Annotated in this window: 13 protein-coding genes; 10 read left to right on the plus strand and 3 right to left on the minus strand. The window is 63.0% G+C overall.

Annotated elements, in window-relative coordinates:
* Window positions 1-9 precede the first annotated feature (9 nt).
* On the plus strand, window positions 10-1725 hold the full coding sequence (locus tag J3361_RS14985) for an ATP-binding cassette domain-containing protein (RefSeq protein WP_207965239.1): 1716 nt from the start codon (window positions 10-12) through the stop codon (window positions 1723-1725).
* Window positions 1726-1972: 247 nt separating this feature from the next.
* Here J3361_RS14985 and J3361_RS14990 read toward each other — a convergent pair whose 3' ends face one another.
* A complete protein-coding gene (locus J3361_RS14990; protein WP_207965240.1) occupies window positions 1973-2341 on the minus strand; it encodes a DUF6124 family protein in 369 nt (122 codons plus the stop codon).
* A 586-nt stretch (window positions 2342-2927) separates the two neighbouring features.
* Between J3361_RS14990 and J3361_RS14995 the strand changes: the two genes are divergently transcribed.
* The 9 genes from J3361_RS14995 (at window position 2928) to J3361_RS15035 (ending at window position 15535) form a co-directional block, all read left to right on the plus strand.
* Entirely contained in the window at window positions 2928-3887 is a 960-nt protein-coding gene (locus J3361_RS14995; RefSeq protein WP_039589986.1) for a MoxR family ATPase, read from the plus strand.
* A gap of 9 nt (window positions 3888-3896) precedes the next feature.
* Complete coding sequence (locus J3361_RS15000; protein ID WP_207965241.1) at window positions 3897-4841, plus strand: DUF58 domain-containing protein; 945 nt, start codon at window positions 3897-3899, stop codon at window positions 4839-4841.
* On the plus strand, window positions 4838-5332 hold the full coding sequence (locus J3361_RS15005; protein ID WP_207965242.1) for a DUF4381 domain-containing protein: 495 nt from the start codon (window positions 4838-4840) through the stop codon (window positions 5330-5332). The genes J3361_RS15000 and J3361_RS15005 overlap by 4 nt, the downstream gene beginning before the upstream one ends.
* Window positions 5325-6404 (plus strand): VWA domain-containing protein, encoded by a 1080-nt coding sequence (locus tag J3361_RS15010; protein ID WP_207965243.1) that lies wholly within the window; start codon window positions 5325-5327, stop codon window positions 6402-6404. Before J3361_RS15005 ends, J3361_RS15010 begins: the two co-directional genes overlap by 8 nt.
* Window positions 6401-8137 (plus strand): tetratricopeptide repeat protein, encoded by a 1737-nt coding sequence (locus J3361_RS15015; protein ID WP_207965244.1) that lies wholly within the window; start codon window positions 6401-6403, stop codon window positions 8135-8137. The genes J3361_RS15010 and J3361_RS15015 overlap by 4 nt, the downstream gene beginning before the upstream one ends.
* The gene (locus tag J3361_RS15020; RefSeq protein WP_207965245.1) at window positions 8134-9771 is read left to right on the plus strand and encodes a BatD family protein; all 1638 of its coding nucleotides are present in this window, start codon (window positions 8134-8136) and stop codon (window positions 9769-9771) included. The genes J3361_RS15015 and J3361_RS15020 overlap by 4 nt, the downstream gene beginning before the upstream one ends.
* 282 nt (window positions 9772-10053) lie before the next feature.
* Window positions 10054-11298: an exonuclease SbcCD subunit D C-terminal domain-containing protein gene (locus tag J3361_RS15025; protein WP_207965246.1), complete on the plus strand. Its 1245-nt coding sequence runs from the start codon at window positions 10054-10056 to the stop codon at window positions 11296-11298.
* Entirely contained in the window at window positions 11295-14936 is a 3642-nt protein-coding gene (locus tag J3361_RS15030) for an AAA family ATPase (protein ID WP_207965247.1), read from the plus strand. The genes J3361_RS15025 and J3361_RS15030 overlap by 4 nt, the downstream gene beginning before the upstream one ends.
* Complete coding sequence (locus J3361_RS15035; RefSeq protein WP_207965248.1) at window positions 14933-15535, plus strand: glutathione S-transferase; 603 nt, start codon at window positions 14933-14935, stop codon at window positions 15533-15535. Before J3361_RS15030 ends, J3361_RS15035 begins: the two co-directional genes overlap by 4 nt.
* 144 nt (window positions 15536-15679) lie before the next feature.
* Here J3361_RS15035 and J3361_RS15040 read toward each other — a convergent pair whose 3' ends face one another.
* Both J3361_RS15040 and J3361_RS15045 read right to left on the minus strand, forming a co-directional pair.
* Window positions 15680-15937, minus strand: a complete 258-nt coding sequence (locus J3361_RS15040; protein ID WP_207965249.1) for a hypothetical protein — start codon at window positions 15935-15937, stop codon at window positions 15680-15682.
* Window positions 15934-16137 carry a hypothetical protein gene (locus J3361_RS15045; RefSeq protein WP_207965250.1) on the minus strand — a complete coding sequence of 68 codons (204 nt, stop codon included), beginning with the start codon at window positions 16135-16137 and terminating at the stop codon, window positions 15934-15936. Before J3361_RS15045 ends, J3361_RS15040 begins: the two co-directional genes overlap by 4 nt.
* Window positions 16138-16140 lie beyond the last annotated feature (3 nt).

Here is a 16140-nt window from a genome sequence, read left to right on the forward strand (position 1 = left end):
AGCGAGTACATGCACAGCATCCGGGCAATGATAGAAAACGCCTATAAAAAACACACCAAACTTCTGGTGATAACTATAACCACCATCATCGCACTTAAACTGATTACACTTGCCCCTCCGCTGTTACTCGGAACCATCATCGACACGCTGCAAGGCAATGTAAATCCAGCTTCCAGCACCCTGCTCGCACTGACAGCAGGCCTGATTGCCGCGGGATGCATTCATGCCGCCATCACTCCTCTACAAATCCACGCGCTGTCTAAGCTGGTACAGAACATTATCATGAACGCTTCCGTTGAGTGGATCACCGAACTCATCGGCAAAGAGTTTTCGTCATTCAACTCCTGGAGAATCGGCCATTTCATCAAATCGGTCGAGCGCGGAATTACTGCTCACGAACAACTACTCACTTTCATAGTGACCATTGCACTTCCCGTACTCGTGGAGTTCATAGTTGTTGGGGCTGCTTTTATTTACATAGGAGGCGGTAAAATTTTTTTGAGCATGACGGCGCTTGGAATTATTTATCTAGCTGTCACCCATAAAATTATCAGATGGAGGAGGAAGCACATCGATGCAGTCAATGAACAGGAAGATGAGTTAAGTGCCCACCTCTACAACACCCTCAACGCGGGAAAAACCATAAAACTGGAAGGTGCGATACCTACCGCCCTGCACCCGTTAAACGCGGCGTTCGGACGTTATGCCAGCGCTGCGGTGACTACGGCATCCTCTGGCGGCCTGCTGAGCACGGCCAAGATACTATTCATAAGCCTTTCCACTGGGGGATTGCTCTACTGGGGCGTCGTGGACCAGCTTTCGGGCCTGCCCAGTATCAGTGTCGGGCAGCTGGTTGCCATTTTTTCAATCGCGGGGAGTTATCTGCTCAGTATTTCAACCTTGACTGAAGGGTATCGTGTTCTGGATCAGTTCCTTGCAGACCAGCGTCAATTCCAAGGCCTGCTATCACTTCCAGATTTCGATCACAGCAATCGGCTGGCGCGGGTTGATTTCCAGCGTTCCTCAGTCTTGCAACTCGGCCCCTGCGAAGTCGCAGGACCGGGACCGCTTCGCCTGTCGATCAAGCGCTCCCTGGCATTTGCTCAAGGGCAGTCAGTCGCCGTTACGGGCCCTAGTGGCGCAGGCAAAACCACTTTTCTGGAAGTCCTCGCCGGGCTTGATTCATCAATGCGGGACCAACTGAGTATCGACTCGGTACCGGTCTCACTTTTGACCGGTCAAGCTCACTTGGACGCCTTGAGATACTGCCCCCAACAACCACGGTTTCTGGAAGGCTCTTTTGAACAATCGGTGCTGTTCGGAAGCAGCGCATCGCCGATTTTGTCTAGAGCCATACGACAATTGGAGCTGGATGAGATCGTGGCTACACGGCAGGTTAGCGAAAATGCATCGAATATCTCCGGAGGCGAAGCCAAACGCCTATCGCTACTGCGCCTGATCAACAAGCCTGGAAAATTCAATATGTTCGACGAGCCAAGCGCGTCCATCGAACCTAGGCTGACCACGCCCCTTTGGGACCTGTTATTCGAGGTTTTTGCCGGGCAGGGATTGATATGTGTCACCCACGACGTTGATCACCTGCATCGGTTTGACCGGGTCATTGTGATGCATGCTGGGGCAATCGTGGAGGATGGTCCGTGGCGGGATCTTGTCGACAGGCCAGCAATCAAGCTGCTCGTGGATGAAATTCGGACGCAGAACTAGCGAAATAGGGTGCTGGATCTGCTGCCGTCATCGTCGGATCGCCGCCTGAGCAGGCTCGCTCCCAAGGTTTTGCCGTTTGCCCAGGATTTAAGGAATGACACAAGTCCCTTGTGGCGAGGGAGCTTGCTCCCGTTCGGCTGCGCAGCAGTCGCAGGCCCCGGCGGGCGCGGTGTGTATGGGGAACCGCGCCGGCTCGGTTTGGGGCTGCTGCGCAGCCCAGCGGGAGCAAGCTCCCTCGCCACGGGGGTTATGTCGGCTGACGGGTTTCGATGTTGTCCAGTGCACGGTTCGCCAGCAGACTACCCAGTTCGATCAGCTGCTGAATGCCCAGGAGGAAATGCCGGCGTGAACCGTCCAGGTCGAAAGCCAGGTCATTGGCCATGGCATTGGCCGAAGCCAGGGTTTCGCTGAGGTAGGCAAGCAAGCTTTCGGTGTCGATGTCTTTGTTGACGGTAAAGAGTTGGCCGGGGGCAGGTTCTGCTTCGGGTTTGTCCGGTTTGGGGTTCAGGTAATGGTCGAGGACTCGCTCGGTGACTTCGTCGTGTTTTTGGGACTTGGTTTTTGGGCGCGGCGAGGTCGGATCGGTGTCCGGGGGATTGGGGGTAGCTTTGAACATAAATGGAACCTCATGTGGGATAGGAGGAACCACCACCTCGCTACCAAACGAGGGTGGCGGCCATACGAAGGTTGGTAGACCGGCCCACATGAACTCCGGCGCGCTCGAGAGCGCCCTACGCATGGCCACCATCAATACAAATGCTGAGATGCACTTGTAGCAAGTGACGCTTGCGTCATGTGGAGAGCCGGGCTACCAAACCCGATCGCTGATTCATCAGCGACCCGGAAACGATAGAACCTGCCTCCCAAGCGCACAAGCCGGCGGATTCTGGCGCAGTTGTAGGCAACGGCGCAAGACAACGTAGCCTGTTCCAGAGCACTCCTACGTCCGGATAAACACCCCTACATTTTGTGAGTGCTTCGCACTCAAGCGGGAGCAAGCTCCCTCGCCACGGGGTAAGTGCGCCTGTCCGAGTGGGATTCATGGCAAGCAAACCCACCCCACAATGTTTCCAAGCCGATCACAATTCACACGGCCGATCAAAATCCCGTTAGTCGCCACCCCCTGCCATGCATTAAAGTAACGCCCCCAGCCCCGGCGTTATCCGAACGCCTGGGGCCACCCTTTCCAGGAACAGTCACCGATGGAACATCGTGAAGCGCTGCTGGCGCTGCGAACCTTTCTTTCTACGCAGATTCTCGGCCAGGAAAAACTCATCGAGCGCCTGCTCATCGCCCTGCTCGCCGATGGCCATATGCTGGTGGAAGGTGCGCCCGGGCTGGCCAAGACCAAGGCCATCAAAGAGCTGGCCGAGGGCATCGAAGCGCAGTTCCATCGTATTCAGTTCACCCCCGACCTGCTGCCTGCCGACATCACCGGCACCGAAATCTACCGGCCGGAAACCGGCAGTTTCGTGTTCCAGCAAGGACCGATTTTCCACAACCTGGTGCTGGCGGATGAAATCAACCGCGCCCCGGCCAAGGTCCAGTCGGCCCTGCTCGAAGCCATGGCCGAGCGTCAGGTCAGTGTCGGGCGCAGCACCTATGAGCTGTCGCCGCTGTTCCTGGTGATGGCCACGCAGAACCCGATCGAGCAGGAAGGCACCTACCCGCTGCCCGAGGCCCAACTCGACCGGTTCCTGATGCACGTCAAGATCGGTTTTCCCGATGCCGCCGTGGAACGCCGCATCCTCCAGCAGGCCCGGGGTGAAGCGCTGAACGGCGAGACCAAGCCCGAGCGCCGCGTGAGCCAGCAGGCGATCTTCTCCGCACGCAAGGAAATCCTCGGCTTGTACATGGCCGACGCCGTGGAGGAGTACTTGGTGCAACTGATCATGGCCACCCGCAACCCGGCCAAGTTCGACCCGGAAATGGCCGAGTGGATCGCCTATGGCGCCAGCCCGCGGGGCTCCATCGCCCTCGACCGCTGCGCCCGCGCCCATGCCTGGCTGGCCGGACGCGACTTTGTCAGCCCGGAAGATATCCAGGCCGTGCTGTTCGACGTGCTGCGCCATCGCATCATCCTGTCGTTCGAAGCCGAGGCCGCCGGCATCGACCAGGACCGGGTCGTGCAGCGGATTCTCGACGTCGTCGCTGTCGCTTGAGCATGCGTCATGAATAACCCCCTGGCGCCCGCACCGGGCATCCGCGTCAGCCTTTCGGAGCTGATCGAGATGCGCCATCGCGTGCGCGAGGTGCAATTGTTCTCGACACCGGGCCAACGCAGCCCGCTGATCGGACTGCATCACTCCAAGCTGCGTGGGCGCGGGGTGGATTTCGACCAGGTGCGGGTCTACCAGGCCGGCGACGACGTACGCACCATTGACTGGCGCGTCACCGCCCGGACCCAGGAGCCCCACACCAAACTGTTCCACGAAGAGCGTGAACGGCCGATATTCATCATGATCGAGCAAAGCCACCGGCTGTTCTTCGGCTCGGGGTTGATGTTCAAGTCAGTGCTCGCCGCCCAGGCCGCCAGCCTGATCGGCTGGGCCGCGCTGGGGCACAACGATCGAGTCGGCGGCCTGGTGTTCGGCAACAACACCCATTACGAGGTCAAGCCACGGCGCAGTAAACAAAGCCTTCTGCAATTGCTCAACCGGCTGGTGCGGGTCAACCAATCGCTGCACACCGAGGGAGAGCCGGACCGCGACTCGTTCGGCATCGCCCTGCGTCGAGCCCGGGAAGTGCTGCGGCCCGGCAGCCTGGTGATCGTGATTTGCGACGAGCGTGCCTTGTCCGACAGCGCCGAGCAGCAACTGAGCCTGCTGTCGCGCCATTGCGACCTGTTGTTGCTGCCGCTGTCGGACCCACTGGACCACGCCTTGCCCGCCGCCGGCTTGCTGCGCTTCGCCCAACGCGGTGCCCAACTGGAACTCGACACCCTGAATGTCGAGTTGCGCCAGGCCTATCGCGCCCAGGCCGACGCTCGCCAGGAACGTTGGGAGCTGCTGGCGCAGAAGCTGCGAATCCTGATGATGCCCCTGAGCACCCAGGGCGACATGGTCGAGCAACTGCGCGAATACCTGAACCCCAAGCGGGCCGGGAAAAGCCGATGAGCAATCTCGATCAACTACAACCGCTGATAGCGCCATCGCCCATCGGCTTCTGGCCACCCGCGCCGGGCTGGTGGTTACTGCTGGTGCTGTTGCCACTGCTGGGCCTAGGGCTGTGGCAGTTGCGCCGATTCATTCCTACCAAGCGCAGCACTGTCCGCAGCGAACAACCCCTGGACCCGGTGCGCGTGGCCGCCCTGGCCGAACTCGCCCGGCTGCCCAAACCCTACGACGGCGCGCCGGCCGGCGCCTGGCTGCAGCAGCTCAACGGGCTGCTCAAGCGCCTGTGTCGCAACCATTACCCCTACAGCCAGAGCCACACCCTCAACGGGCGCAAATGGCTGGCCTTCCTCGACAACCGTTGCCCGGCCGCCGGCCTGACGCGCTGGATGGTACTGGTGGAAGGCGCCTACAAACCCGAATGCAAGCTCGACGACAAAGCCATCGCCGGCCTGACCCAGGCGGTGGAAATCTGGATTCGCAAACATGTTTGAATTCGCCTGGCCGTGGGTGTTCGCCCTGGTGCCGTTGCCCTGGCTGATGCGCCTGGTGCTGCCGGCGGCCGACAGCGGCGAGCCGGCGCTCAAGGTCAGTTTCCTCGGCGACCTGGAAGGCCTGGTGGGCCGTCGGGCCCGGGCCAATCTGCCAACCTGGCGACAACAGGCACCTTTTATCCTGCTCTGGCTGCTGTTGCTGATCGCCGCCGCCCGGCCGCAGTGGTTGGGGGAACCGTTGCCCATTGCCGCCAGCGGTCGCGACCTGCTGGTGGCGGTGGACGTCTCCGGTTCCATGGACTTTCCCGACATGCAGTGGAAGGACGAAGAAGTCAGCCGCCTCACGCTGGTCCAGCACATGCTCGGGGACTTTCTCGAAGGCCGCGAAGGTGACCGGGTCGGCCTGATCCTGTTTGGCAGCCAGGCCTACCTGCAGGCGCCGCTGACCTTCGACCGGCGCACCGTGCGGCGCTGGCTCGACGAGGCGCGCATCGGCATCGCCGGCAAGAATACCGCCATTGGCGACGCCATCGGCCTGGCCCTCAAGCGCCTGCGCCAGCGTCCGGCCCACAGCCGCGTGCTGATCCTGGTCACCGACGGTGCCAACAATGGCGGCGAAATCGATCCATTGACTGCCGCGCAACTGGCCGCCGACGAAGGCGTGAAAATCTATCCGATCGGCATCGGTGCCGACCCGGAACAAAGCGGCACGGCGGGCTTCCTCGGCGTCAACCCGAGCCTGGACCTCGACGAGCCGACCCTCAAGGACATCGCCCAGGTCACGGGCGGCCGCTATTTCCGCGCCCAGGATGGTGAGCAACTGCTGGCGATCAAGACCACTCTCGACCAGCTCGAACCGGTCACCCAGCAACCGACCCAGGCGCGCCCTGCCCTGGCGCTGTATCACTGGCCCTTGGCCGTTGCGCTGCTGTTAAGCATGCTGCTGGTGGCCCGGACGCGCTGGCCGGACAATCCACTGCAACGCCTGCTCAACCAGGCCCTGTTCAAGCCGACCCAGCATACTGAGTGGCGGCAACGGCTCAAGCGCCTGCGCTTGCGGAGGCGCCGATGATCGCCCTCTGGCCACATTGGCTGCGCCCCTGGTTCGTGTTGCTGCTGCCGTTGCTGGGCTGGTTGCTCTGGCAACTGTGGCACCGGCAGAAGCGCGTGGGCCGCTGGCAGATGATCTTGCCGCCGGCCTTCCACGCCGTGCTGCTCAGTGGCGGCAGCGGCCGGGAAAGCCGGCTGCCGTGGATTGCCCTGGGGCTGGGTTGGCTGTTGATCGTGCTGGCGTTGCTGGGGCCGAGCTGGGCGCGGGTCGAGCAGACCAGCCAGAAACCCGCCGATCCGCTGGTGGTGATACTGGAGCTGACGCCGGAAATGCTCGCCACCGACGTCCCGCCGACGCGCCTGGAACAGGCCCGGCGCAAGTTGCTGGACCTGCTGCAAAACCGCAGCGATGCCCAGACCGCGATCATCGTCTATGCCGGCAGCGCCCACACGCTGGTGCCGCTGTCCGACGATCTGGCCACCAGCGCCAACCTGCTCGAAGCCCTTGCGCCGTCGATCATGCCCCAAGGCGGTCATCGCGCCGACCTGGCGGTTCATAAGGCCATGACGCTGCTGGACCAAGGTGAACTCGGCCACGGTCGGATCCTGCTGATCGGTTCGTCGTTGAACGAACAGGAACGTGAAGGCATCCGCCAAGTCCTGGACGGTTCCGCCACGCAATGGTTGATGCTGGGCATCGGCACCCGGGAAGGCGCACCGGTGGCCCAGGAAGATGGCAGTTACCTCAAGGATGCCCAGGGTTCGATCCTGGTGCCGCGCCTGGACAGCCCGGGCCTCAAGGCCTTCGCCAACGAATTGGACGGTCGCTACCGCCCAGCGCGGCTGGATGACAGCGACCTGCGCGGCCTGGGCCTGCTGGACGGTCCTCGCCATCTGCGCAGTGACGGCCAGACGTTGCGCCTGGATACCTGGGCCGACCAGGGTTATTGGCTGCTCCTGCCATTGTTGCTGCTGGCCGCCTGCGCCGGTCGCAGAGGCTGGCTGTTCTGCCTGCCGCTGCTGTTCGTGTTGCCGCAAACCGGCCACGCCTTCGAATTCCAGGACCTGTGGTTGCGCGCCGACCAACAGGGCCAGCACTTGCTCAAGCAAAAGCGCCCCGCCGAAGCCGCCACCCGCTTCGAGGACAACCAATGGCAAGGCGTCGCCCTGTACGAAGCCGGCCAATACAGCGAAGCCGCCCGGCGCTTCGCCGAAGGCAACGACGCCCGTGCCCACTACAATCGTGGCAACGCCCTGGCCAAGAGCGGTGAGCTGGAGGCCGCACTGGATGCCTACGAACAAGCCCTGGAATTGCAACCCGACCTGCGCCCGGCCCAGACCAACAAGGCACTGGTGCAAAGCCTGTTGAAGGAGCAGACACCCCCGGCGCCAGAGCCCAAGCCCGCGGAAAACGAGGAGCCAGCCCCCTCCCAGCAAGCGCCGGATAGCACTTCGACGAGCCAGTCTTCCGAACCGGGACAGCCATCCACCGAGACCACCGCGACGCCGGACGAATCCCAGCCCCCACGGGCCGCACAGCCGCCCACCGCCCGGGATGTGCCGGGCAGCGAGTTGCCTGACGAACAGACCACCACGCCGCCACTGCGTCCCGCCGCTGGCCAGCGCAATGAAGAAGAACAACGCCAGGCCATGGAACAATGGCTGCGCCAGATCCCGGATAACCCGGGCGAGCTGCTTAGGCGTAAATTCTGGTACGAACAGCAAAGCCATCAGGCCCAGGGAAAAACCCCATGACCCGCTTCACCGCCTACCTCCTCGTCTTGCTGCTCTGGGCCTCTGGAACCCAGGCTGCACAGCTGACGGCCAGTGTGGACCGCAGCCGCCTGAACTCTGGGGAAACGGTGGAACTGACCCTGGAATCCAATGACGCCACGTTGTTCGGCAAACCCGACCTGGGCCCGCTCCAGGCCTTGTTCGATGTGCGCGGCACCCGCCAGGTCAATCAGTTGACGACCCTCGACGGCGAGAACCGCGCCACCACTCGCTGGATCATCACTCTGCTGCCACGTCGAAGCGGCACCGTGGTCATTCCGCCGCTGCAACTGGGGGAAGTGAGCACTCAGCCGATCACCCTGCAAGTCATCGAAAGCGAAACCCGCAACGCCTCGGGAACCCTGGCGCCGGTGTTCATCGAAGCCAGCCTCGACCAGCACGACGTGTATGTGCAGGCCCAGGCGATCCTGACCCTGCGCATCTACCATTCGGTGTCGCTGTATGACGACAGCAGCCTGACGCCGCTGCACATCCCCGATGCGCGCACTGAACAACTGGGTGAATCGCGCACCTACGAAAAAGTCATCAACGATGTACGCCATGGCGTCATCGAACTGCGTTATGGCATCTACCCGCAGCGCAGCGGCGAACTGACGATTCCAGCCCAGACCTTCAGCGCCACCCTGGTCGAACCGGTGGCCCAGGACGCCGCCCCTTCCGGCCCCAAGCCCGGCCAATTGATGCGGGTCAGCTCCGAGCAACTGCTGCTGAGCGTCAAGCCCAAGCCGGCCAGCTACCCGGCCGACGTGCCCTGGCTGCCGGCGCGCAGCCTGTCCTTGAGCGAGAGTTGGAGCCCGGAGCCGACCCACAGCCAGGTCGGCGACTCCCTGACCCGAAGCCTGACCCTAGAAGCCGAAGGCCTGGCCAGCGCCCAACTACCCCCGTTGCCGGCCACCGAGATCAGCGGCCTGCGACGTTATCCGGACCAGCCAGTCCTCAGCAGCCGCAGCAGTGAACGCGGACTGGTGGGCAGCCGCGAGGACCGCGAGGCGCTGGTGCCCAACCGTAGCGGCACGATCGATCTGCCGCCAGTGGAAGTGGTTTGGTGGAACACCCTGGAAGATCACCTGGACCGCACCAGCCTGCCGGCGCGGACCCTGCAAGTGGCGAACAATCCGAGCCTGATGGTGGATACGCCGGCCAGCACCACGCAGATCGTGACCACGGTGGACAGCGAGACCCTGTGGTATTGGCAACTGAGCAGCCTGATCCTGGCCTGCACGACGCTGCTCGGCTTCGGTTTGTGGTGGCGCGCCCGTTGGCAGCCAGCGATCCTGCGCTCGACCCAGGCCGGACCGAGCCCGCGCACCCTGCTGGACGACCTCAAGCGCACCTGCCTGGCCAACGACCCCCACGCCACCCGCCAAGCCCTGGACGCCTGGGCCCGCCAGCAACCGGAAACCCTGGCCGACATGGCCGCGCGTTTCGTGCCGCTGTCCGACGCCCTGGATGGCCTCAACGGCGCGCTCTACAGCGAGACCGGCCAGCATTGGCAGGGTGAAGACTTGTGGCGGGCCATTCGTACCATCCCATCCACCGAAGGGGCGCTGGATTCGGCCGGTGATTCCGGATTGCCGCCGCTTTACCCCAAATAACCCAAACTTCTGTTTTGCAGCTTTTGCGATGCAGGCCTCATGTGGAAGCAAAGCTAGTGGGAGCAAGGCTTGCCCGCGATGAAGGCGACGCGGTCCTTCAGAAAATCGAGTCGCCCTCATCGCGGGCAAGCCTTGCTCCCACATGAATCCTCTTGCCACAGGATCGCGCTGCAGCAAATCCAGCGAAGTTGAACACGTCCTCACCCCGGTTTCCCAGTAAACTCCCCTTCTTTTAGCCGCCCTCCTCTTCACCGCGGCCATCATCTGTTTCTGGAGTTCACCTTGCGTCTGTTTCACACCTCCGACTGGCACCTGGGGCAAAACCTGCACGGCCAGGAACGCGATTTCGAACACGCCTGCTTCCTCGATTGGCTGCTGCGTCAGCTGAGCCAGGAAAAGCCCGACGTGCTGCTGATCGCCGGCGACATCTTCGACACCGTCAACCCGCCGGTCAAAGCCCAGGAGCGCCTGTACGATTTCATCGTCAGCGCCCATGAACAAAACGCCAACCTGACCATCGTGATGATTGCCGGCAACCACGACTCCGGCTCGCGTATCGAATTGCCTGCGCCGCTGATGCGACGCCTGCGCACCCACGCCTTGGGCCGGGTGCTGTGGCTGGACGACGGCCAACTGGACGTCGAGCGCCTGTTGTTGCCGTTGCCCGACGCCAAGGGCAAGGTCAAGGCGTGGTGCCTGGCCCTGCCGTTCTTGCGCCCCGCCGAAGTCACCGGCGCGCAACTGGGTGACGACTACCTGCGGGGCATCGGCCAGGTGCATGAGTGGCTGATCGCCGCCGCCAACAGCAAGCGCAAGAAAGGCCAGGCGCTGATCGCCGTCAGCCATGCGCACATGGCTGGCGGTTCGGTGTCCGAGGATTCCGAACGCAGCCTGATCATCGGCAACGCCGAGGCCCTGCCCGCCAGCCTGTTCGGCTCGAGCATCAGCTACGTTGCCCTCGGCCACCTGCACAAGCCGCAGAAGGTCAACGGTGAAGAACGTATCCGCTACAGCGGCTCGCCAATCCCGTTGTCGTTCTCGGAGATTGGCTACCAGCATCAGATTCTCGACATCACCCTGGACGGCGAAACCCTGGTCAAGGTCGAGCCCCGCCTGATTCCCCGGGCCGTCAATCTTCAACGCCTGGGCCCGGCCCCCCTGGCCGATATTCTCGGGCAACTCAAGGAGCTGCCCGACATCGACCTGCTGGCCGACATCCAGCGCCAACCCTGGCTGGAGGTGCGGGTGCGCCTTGACGAACCACAGCCAGACCTGCGCCACCAGGTTGAAACCGCGTTGCAAAGCAAGGCCGTGCGCCTGGTACGGATCGGCGCCGAGTACGCCGGCAACGGTAGCGCCGGCGGGGCCGATGACGGCAGCGCGCTGGTGGAGCTGGATCAGCTCAGCCCGCAGGAACTGTTCAGCCGCGCCTGGCAGGATACCTACGGCAACGAAGTGGATGAACAAACCCTCAAGGACTTTGCCGTGCTGTTGCAAGACGTGCAGATGGAGAGCGAGCAGCCATGAAGATTCTCGCGATCCGCCTGAAGAACCTGGCGTCCCTGGCCGGGCCGTTTGAAATCGATTTCACCGCCGAACCCTTGGCCAGCGCCGGCCTGTTCGCTATTACCGGCCCAACGGGCGCCGGCAAGAGCACGCTGCTCGACGCCTTGTGCCTGGCGCTGTTCGGCGCCGTACCGCGCCTCAACAACACCGGGCGCGACGCCAAGGTGCCGGACGTCGATGGCGAGATCGCCACGGGCGACCCGCGCACGCTGTTGCGCCGTGGCACTGGCGACGGTTTTGCCGAAGTGGATTTTCGCGGCATCGACGGGCGCCGCTATCGGGCCCGCTGGGAAGCCAATCGCGCCCGGGAAAAGGCCGGCGGCAAGTTGCAAGCCAGCCGCCAGAGCCTGCGGGACCTGGACAACGATCAACTGCTGGCGAGCCAGAAAGGCGAATACAAGACCCAGCTCGAAGCCGCCCTGGGCCTGAACTTCGAGCAGTTCACCCGCGCCGTGTTGCTGGCCCAGAGCGAGTTCAGCGCGTTCCTCAAGGCCGATGACAACGACCGCAGCGAACTGCTGGAAAAACTCACCGACACCGCCCTGTATACCCGCCTCGGCCGCCGCGCCTTCGACAAGGCCAAGCAAGCCAAGGACAGCCACCGGCAATTGCAAGACCAGGCCAGCGGCGTCACGCCGCTGGCCCCCGAGGCCCGGGCCGAGCTGGACCAGCGCTTCAACGACGCCCAGCAGCAGCTCAAGACCCAGCAGGCGCAGCTCAAGCAACTGGAACAGCAACACACCTGGCTGCGGGACCTGCGCCAGTTGCAGGACGAACACGCCAGCGCCGCCGAGCAGTTGCAACAGGGCCAGGTCGATTGGGACGCCCTGGCCGACGAACGCCTGAAACTGACCCGCCTGGAACAACTGGCGCCCCAGCGCCATCAGTTCATCCGCCAGGCAGAACTGAGCCGACAGCTCGCCCCCTTGGCCGCGCAGATTCAGCAGCTCACCCAGCAGCAGATTGACCTGCATCAACAGCAGGCCGAGCTGGAAAAACACTTGGGCGCCGCGCAACTGGCATTAGCCGCGGCTCGGCAACAAAGCAACGACTGCGCACCGTTGCTGCGCCAGGCCTTTGAAGAGCAAAGCAGCCTGGCCCGCCTCGCCAAGGACACCAGCCAAGCCGCCGAGCGCCAGGAACAGGCGCAACAGGCGTGGAGCGAAGGCCAGCGCACCCTCGATACCTTGCTTGACCAGCAAAAACAGGTGGCCGAGCGCTTGCAGCACATCGCTGGCGAACTTGAGCAAAGCACGCACCTGGCGCCGCTGAGCGACGCCTGGAATGCCTATCGCGATCGCCTCCAGCAACTGATGCTGATTGGCAATCGCCTGAACCAGGGCCAGGCCGAACTCGCCACACTGGAACAAAGCGCCGCCCGTGCCGTCGAGGAACTGGCCAGCCGCCGGCAAGACCTCGAAGTGCTCTACAAAGAAGCCGACGCCGAGCCCGAGGCCGTGGCCGAACAGATCCAGTTGCTTGGCAATCTGCTGCAAGACAACCGCAAGCAACTGCGCGCGTTCGAAGAACTGACCCGGCTGTGGGCCAGTCAACAAGAGCTGGACAAACGCGGCGCCGAGCTTGAGCAACGCCAGCAACAAGCGTTGCAGGAGCGTGACCGCTTGGTGCGTGAGGGCGGCGAAGCCAAGGCCGAACTGACCATCGCCGAACAGACCCTGAGCGTGACCCGCGAACTGCTGGCACGCCAGCGCCTGGCCCGCAGCGAAAGCGTCGAGCAACTGCGCGCCCAGTTGCAGGACGAGCAACCCTGCCCGGTGTGCGGCAGTGTCGAGCATCCTTATCATCAGCCCGAAGCCCTGCTGGAGAACCTCGGGCGCTTTGATGAAGCCGAAGAGGCAAACGCCCGCCAGGCCGTCGACCTGCTCAATGAAAAAGTCATCGACCTGCGGGCGCAGTACAGCGGCGTCATGGCCCAGCTCAAGGAACTCAAACAGCAGCAGGAACAGCTAGCCAGCCAACAACAGGGCCTGGCCCCCAGCCTCGAAACCCACCCGCTGTGGGCGCAACTGACGGCCCAGGATTCGAGCAAGCGCAACGCCTGGCTCGCCCAGCAGAACAGCCAATTGCACCTGCGCATCACCCAGGACGAACAACGGCAAGCCGCCCTGCTCACCCTGCAGCAAGACGCCGCACGCATGGGCCAGCGCCTGCGCGAGGCCGAAGTCGCCAGCCAACAGGCGTCACAGCACTTGGGCAACCAGCAGCAAGCGCTGGCCCGCGACCGCCAGCGCCTGGACGAGGAATTGAGCCACTTCAGCACCCTGCTGCCGGCGGATACCTTGCAGGCTTTGCGCAGCGAGCCCGCCGCGACCTTCTTGCAGCTCGACCAGCAGATCGCCCAGCGCCTGGCGCAACTGGACCAGCAACGCGACGAACTGAGCGAACAGCTCCAGCGCCAGCAGACCCTGGAGAAAGAACAGGACCGCCAGCAGACTCGCGTCCAGCAACTGGAAGCGACCCGCGTGCAATTCAGCACCTTGAGCGAGCAACAGCAGGCCGGCCAGGCAAAACTCGCGCAACTGCTCGGCGAGCACACCAGCGCCGAGCACTGGCAGCAACAACTCGACCAGAGCCTCGAACAGGCCCGGGAAGCCGAGGCGACGGCCAATCAGCAACTGCAGCAATTGCGCAACAACCTCGTGCAACTGGCCGCCGAACTCAAGGCCCGCCAGGAACAGGCACAATCCCTGGACCATGAACTTCAGGCCCTGGATACGGGTATCGCGCAGTGGCGCAACGGCCATCCTGAACTGGACGATGCCGCCCTCCAAACCCTGCTCGGCCTGGACGAGCAACACGTCAGTCAGTTGCGCCAGCGCTTGCTCAACAGCGAAAAAGCCATCGAACAGGCCCGCGTCCTGCTCACCGAACGCGAGCAACGCCTGCATAACCACCAGGCCCAGCACAACGGCAACCTGGCCGCCGAGCAACTCGCCGAAGCCCTCACCGAACTGCAAGCGCAATTCGCCGCCAGCGAACAGCGTTGCGCCGAACTACGCGCCGAACAGGCCGAGGACCAGCGCCGGCAGAACGCCAACCAGGCCCTGGCCCAGCAGATCGACCAGGCCTACGCCGAATACCAGCGCTGGGCCCGCCTCGATGCCCTGATAGGCTCGGCCACCGGTGATCGTTTCCGCAAGCTGGCCCAGGCGTACAACCTCGACTTGCTGGTGCACCACGCCAACGCCCAACTGCGGCAACTGGTGCGCCGCTACCGGCTCAAGCGCGGCGGCAGCATGCTCGGGTTGCTGGTGATGGACACGGAAATGGGCGATGAACTGCGCTCGGTGCATTCGTTGTCCGGCGGCGAAACTTTCCTGGTCTCCCTCGCCCTGGCCTTGGGCCTGGCGTCGATGGCGTCCAGCACCTTGAAGATCGAATCGCTGTTCATTGACGAAGGCTTCGGCAGCCTCGACCCCGAATCGCTGCAACTGGCGATGGACGCCCTCGACGGCTTGCAAGCCCAAGGCCGCAAGGTCGCGGTGATTTCCCATGTGCAGGAAATGCACGAGCGGATCCCGGTGCAGATCCAGGTGCGGCGCCAAGGCAACGGGTTGAGCACGGTGGAAGTGAAATGAGCGGCGCCACGCTCTATTCCTTCCGCCGCTGCCCCTATGCGATGCGGGCGCGCATGGCCTTGCGCTACAGCGGTATCGCGTTGGATATCGTCGAAGTCAGCCTCAAGGCCAAACCAGCCGAAATGCTCGCGTTGTCCAGCAAGGGCACGGTGCCGGTGCTGCAGGTCGATGGCCGGGTGATCGATGAAAGCCTGGAGATCATGGGCTGGGCCTTGGCCCAGCATGATCCGCAAGATTGGAGACTACGGGACGACCCCGAAGGCCAAGCGTTGACGGCAGCGTTGCTCGAGGAAAACGACCAGGTGTTCAAGCTTCACTTGAATCGCTACAAATACCCCGAACGCCATCCCGAGTACTCGAAGGAACATTACCGTAGCGAGGGTGAACGCTTTCTGCGCAGGCTGGAGGCATTGCTTGAAGCCAGGCCATTCCTGGCGGCGGAGCACCCGAGCCTGGCCGACGTGGCCGTGCTGCCCTTCATACGGCAGTTCGCCCATGTCGACCGCGACTGGTTTGCCCAGGCGCCCTATCCCCGGCTACAAGCATGGTTGCAGGGTTTGCTCGATTCAGAGCTGTTCGAAGCGATCATGGCCAAATAGATAGTTATCCGGCGAGCGTGCTTCGTGGCGAGGGAGCTTGCTCCCGCTCGTCTGCGCAGCAGACGCTTTGGATGTAGCCCGAATGGGCCTGCTGCGCAGGCCAGCGGGAGCAAGCTCCCTCGCCACAAAAGCTCGACAACCTGTTCAAGCCTCGGTGCTGCACATGCGCACTCTGGCGCAGTCAATTTGAAACGGCCCTGACACCGCCACCCTTGGCTTGGCCGGCGGATTCCCCACCAACACCCCCAATGCCCGAGCGGTGAGGATGTTATGGGCGATGTTGTGGTTGCATTCGATGGTCCGCGCCAACGACCCCGCCGACGCCTGCCCCAATCCGAGTAATGAAAAACCATTGGTGATGAACGCCAGGAAGGCGATCACCCAGAATTTGCACCTGTTCATGCCCCGGCGGCTCCATTCACTGCGCCCTGTTCGGCAGCGACAGCGGAGACTTGATGATGACCAAGAGTGGAAGTGTGCAGAGAGGCTTCAACGGCGCTCTGATACTGGGCTCCAACACTGACCAGCAGCACCAAGGCCACATAGAAACCAATGGCTATGTAGGCGCCGTGTTTGGCAGAAGAAAGGATTGCGCTGGCCATGGG

Source organism: Pseudomonas sp. OA65 (assembly GCF_017498305.1).
Lineage (GTDB): Bacteria > Pseudomonadota > Gammaproteobacteria > Pseudomonadales > Pseudomonadaceae > Aquipseudomonas > Aquipseudomonas zanjanensis.

Bases quoted from the DNA above. Each gene is read 5' to 3' on its own strand.
- J3361_RS14995 (WP_039589986.1), top strand. From the start codon at position 2,928: ATGGAACATCGTGAAGCGCTGCTGGCGCTGCGAACCTTTCTTTCTACG.
- J3361_RS15020 (WP_207965245.1), top strand. From the start codon at position 8,134: ATGACCCGCTTCACCGCCTACCTCCTCGTCTTGCTGCTCTGGGCCTCT.
- J3361_RS15005 (WP_207965242.1), top strand. From the start codon at position 4,838: ATGAGCAATCTCGATCAACTACAACCGCTGATAGCGCCATCGCCCATC.
- J3361_RS15010 (WP_207965243.1), top strand. From the start codon at position 5,325: ATGTTTGAATTCGCCTGGCCGTGGGTGTTCGCCCTGGTGCCGTTGCCC.
- J3361_RS15030 (WP_207965247.1), top strand. From the start codon at position 11,295: ATGAAGATTCTCGCGATCCGCCTGAAGAACCTGGCGTCCCTGGCCGGG.
- J3361_RS15000 (WP_207965241.1), top strand. From the start codon at position 3,897: ATGAATAACCCCCTGGCGCCCGCACCGGGCATCCGCGTCAGCCTTTCG.
- J3361_RS15035 (WP_207965248.1), top strand. From the start codon at position 14,933: ATGAGCGGCGCCACGCTCTATTCCTTCCGCCGCTGCCCCTATGCGATG.
- J3361_RS14985 (WP_207965239.1), top strand. From the start codon at position 10: ATGCACAGCATCCGGGCAATGATAGAAAACGCCTATAAAAAACACACC.
- J3361_RS15045 (WP_207965250.1), bottom strand. From the start codon at position 16,137: ATGGCCAGCGCAATCCTTTCTTCTGCCAAACACGGCGCCTACATAGCC.
- J3361_RS14990 (WP_207965240.1), bottom strand. From the start codon at position 2,341: ATGTTCAAAGCTACCCCCAATCCCCCGGACACCGATCCGACCTCGCCG.
- J3361_RS15015 (WP_207965244.1), top strand. From the start codon at position 6,401: ATGATCGCCCTCTGGCCACATTGGCTGCGCCCCTGGTTCGTGTTGCTG.
- J3361_RS15040 (WP_207965249.1), bottom strand. From the start codon at position 15,937: ATGAACAGGTGCAAATTCTGGGTGATCGCCTTCCTGGCGTTCATCACC.